Genomic DNA, 3641 nt, shown 5'->3' with positions numbered 1-3641 from the left:
TTTCAAAGAATTTAGATTGCATTCCTGTAGCACCAACACTGCCTATTTCTTCTTTATCAACTAAAAGACAAACACAAGTTTTATCTATTTTATCAACTTTTAGCATTGCCATAAGTGAAGAGTATGAACATACTCTATCATCATGACCATATGCCATAACCATACTTCTATCAATACCATAATCTCTTGCCTTACCAGCTGGTACAATTTCAAGTTCTGCTGATAAGAAATCTTCTTCTTCTATTCCATACTTATCATTTAATATCTTTAAGATATTAGCCTTAACAGCATCCTTTTCTTCTCCCTTTAATGGAATACTTCCAACAAGTACATTTAAATCTTCACCTTCAATTACCTTGTTAGCCTTCTTTTCTTGTTGAGTTTGTGCTAAATGAACTAGAAGGTCTGATATTCCTATTACAGGATCATTATCATCTTCACCAATAACTATATCAACCTTAGTTCCATCCTTCTTACACACTACCCCATGTATAGCTAAAGGTAATGTAACCCATTGATATTTCTTTATGCCACCATAATAATGTGTTTCTAAAAGGGCAAGGTCAGTATCTTCATATAATGGATTTTGCTTTAAATCTAATCTTGGAGAATCTATATGTGCCCCTAAAATCTTCATTCCATCTTCCATAGGTCTTTCACCAACTATAAATAAAGCTATAGCTTTATCCATATTATTTGCATAAACCTTATCTCCAGCCTTTAAAGCTTCACCATTTTTAATAACATCATCTAAATTCTTATAGCCATTTTCTTCAGCTATTCTAATAGTTTCCTTTACACATTCTCTTTCTGTTTTGCATAGGGACATAAAGTTCTTATATCCTTCATTAAAATCAAATATCTCCTTTATACCTTGTTCGTCATATTTTTCCCATGCGCATTTTTCATTTTTGCTCATACTTTATAGCCTCCTTTAATATATAGAAATAGTTTATCCCTTATCCTCAATTTTTATATTGAAAGATAGGGATAAACTTATTACTTATCGCTAACTAAATTCATTCTGCTTTCTATTATATCTACAGCAGAAACATTAGACATTAATGAATATCTATAGTTTACTGCTGCTGCTTCAATAATATCTTTCAAATGAGTTTCATTAAGTTCTCTATACTCCATTTATTCACCTACTGTTTTCTTCATTAATATAATTCCTGTTTAAGAGTTCTTTCTTTTAAATAGTATTGAATATAAATTTTGTTAACAACAGATAACACTGCAGACCTAACAAGTTCAGATTCTCTTGTAACCTTTTGAGCAGAACTTTGCTCCGAACCACCATTTGAAGCAAAAACAAACTTAATAGTCTTCTCTAGTTCAATGCAAAAATAATCATAAGCTTCTTCAACATCATAAGTTCCTATTTGAACTTTTATTAATTCTGATATTTCAGAAATACTAAAAACCTGTTTAAATACACATAAAACAATTAAATATGATAAATGATTTCTATCATATTTTTTATTTACTGGAGGCTGTAGCACCTTATGCTTAACATAATTATTTAGCATAGTTGGTGTAAGTAACATTTCATCCTTGTTAATATTTAAAGCAGATAATGCTTCCTCAATATATACAATTACTTGATCCTTATATAAAGGGATATTAGGTAATTCAGAATATCTTGGACAATGATAGTCTAAAAGTTCCTCCACAATCTCTTTTTTCTTATCACTTTTCATAAATCCATCCCTTCTTTATTTAAGTTTAGTACTTTTTAATCATTTGAATTGCTAAACATCCCGGCCCACCTTGAGTTATAAACACTGGGGATAATTCAAATAATTCCACATCTGCATTAGGAATATTATCTAATATTATCTTTTTCGCATTATTTGCTAACTCTTCAGCGCATCCGTGTGTTATATAAATCTTATATCTCTCATCTACACCTGATTCTATAAATGATTTACATATTGCTTCTATTCCCTTTGAAAAAGTTCTCTTAGTAGCAAATTTAGTAAGTTTTTTACAGTCTTCAGTTAGTGTCATTACAGGCACTAACTTCATTACCTTTCCTACCTTACCAACTAAAGGAGAAAGTCTTCCTCCTCTTACTAAGTAATCAAAATCATTTGGCATTAAAAATGATTTTGAGTTTTCTATCATCTCATTTACTATGTCCACTATTTCTAATCTTGTTTTATTCATCTCTACTAATTTTACCACAATATCTATAATGTATCTATGTGGCCCACATAGAGTCTTTGAGTTGATTACTGAAACTCTTTCAGGATTGTCTAACATTTGCGCAGCCATACATGCAGAATTATAAGTTCCAGACAATCCATCTGCCATAGTTATATTTATAATTTCATCATCTGGATAACTGTTGTATATTTCTAACACATCTCCTATAGATGGCTGTGAAGACATTGGTAAATGCCCTTCTTTTATTATTTCAACAAATTCTTTTGATTGTATTTCTTCAAACTCTTTATATGTTCTATTATCAATTGTTACCGACAATGGTGCTATATTAATTCCCTTTGTTTTTCCTTGCGATACTGAATATAAAGTTGATGAATCTGTAACTATTCTAATCATAATTCCCCTCCGTCTTTGCAAGTCTAAAACATGTAGTTTTAGATACTATTTGTTTTAGATTATCACGTCAAAAATAGTTTGTCAATCAAATTATATTCATTATCAACTAATTTTAGACAACAAAAAAAGAGCTAATAAAATTAGCTCTTAACTTAACAAAACTATCTTCTGTTGTTTTGTTGCTTTCTAGCTCTTCTACAAGCTGGGCATCTAACTGGTTCGTTATCGAATCCCTTTTCTTTGTAGAATTCTTGTTCACCTACTGTGAAAGTGAATTCTTGACCACAATCTTTACATACGATTACTTTATCTTGCATATTGAAATTCCTCCTTTTAAAATTTTTAAAGATCCAATATTGACTCATATAATTTCTAAAGGAGAAATTGTACTTATCATAATGAAATTCTTTATATTAAGTTCTTTCAACATAAATTATTATAGCATATGACTTTATTAAAATCAATCATAATATTATTTTTTTATCCATAACTTTTTTTCCTAATCTTTCAACTATATATATTACAGGCAATTGAGAAGTTATATTATTATTCCCAACCTTAGACTCCTTAATATAATATGCTAAATTAATATCAGATATCTTAGCTATTGTACAATCCTCAGTATTAGTTATACTAGCTATCTTACATCCTTCACTTCTAAGTTTATTTATAAACTCAATTATTATTCTAGTTTCACCTGATACAGATAAAGCTATAACCATACTATTTTCATAATACTTTGAATTCATTGGAAAATATGGATCATCCATATAAACTGCAAACTTGCCAAGAGAAGATAGAAATCTAGCAGCATACTGGCTTAGCACTCCTGATGTACCATTTCCAATAAAAATAATATTCTCAGCCTTTTTCATCATTTCACTTAATTCTTCTACTTTTTTATCTAATTTACTATTTTCAACACATTGAAGAAAATTAATTAACTCACTAGTTTCATCACTAACTTTACTTAATCTTTCTTCCTCAAAGTTAAGCTTAAGTTTAATTTTAAACTCTGAAAATCCATCAAATCCTAGCTTTTTACATAACCTTAAAACAGTTGTAGTTGAAAC

5 protein-coding genes and 1 pseudogene are annotated in these 3641 nt (G+C 29.3%); all 6 read right to left on the bottom strand.

Translation table 11 applies throughout. The features are described from left to right. Positions 1-919 (bottom strand): zinc-binding metallopeptidase family protein (locus tag DR024_RS04975; protein ID WP_111918282.1); only part of this gene is annotated, 919 nt, incomplete at its 3' end. 80 nt (positions 920-999) lie between these two features. Beyond that, positions 1000-1101: pseudogene (locus DR024_RS04970) on the bottom strand (HPr(Ser) kinase/phosphatase); the annotation flags it as partial. Between the two features lie 62 nt (positions 1102-1163). Further along, a complete protein-coding gene (locus DR024_RS04965; protein WP_027096709.1) occupies positions 1164-1703 on the bottom strand; it encodes a DUF1836 domain-containing protein in 540 nt (179 codons plus the stop codon). Positions 1704-1728: 25 nt separating this feature from the next. Continuing rightward, complete coding sequence (locus tag DR024_RS04960) at positions 1729-2568, bottom strand: DegV family protein (RefSeq protein WP_027096710.1); 840 nt, start codon at positions 2566-2568, stop codon at positions 1729-1731. A gap of 161 nt (positions 2569-2729) precedes the next feature. Then, positions 2730-2885 carry a zinc-ribbon domain-containing protein gene (locus tag DR024_RS04955; RefSeq protein WP_027096711.1) on the bottom strand — a complete coding sequence of 52 codons (156 nt, stop codon included), beginning with the start codon at positions 2883-2885 and terminating at the stop codon, positions 2730-2732. Positions 2886-3032: 147 nt separating this feature from the next. Then, the coding region (locus DR024_RS04950) for a MurR/RpiR family transcriptional regulator (RefSeq protein WP_111918280.1) at positions 3033-3641 on the bottom strand (609 nt) is incomplete at its 5' end.

This window comes from Clostridium paraputrificum (genome assembly GCF_900447045.1).
In the GTDB taxonomy this organism is placed as follows: domain Bacteria; phylum Bacillota; class Clostridia; order Clostridiales; family Clostridiaceae; genus Clostridium; species Clostridium paraputrificum.
Note: the sequence above shows the minus strand (reverse complement) of the source record. Positions and strands in the feature narration are given on the sequence as shown.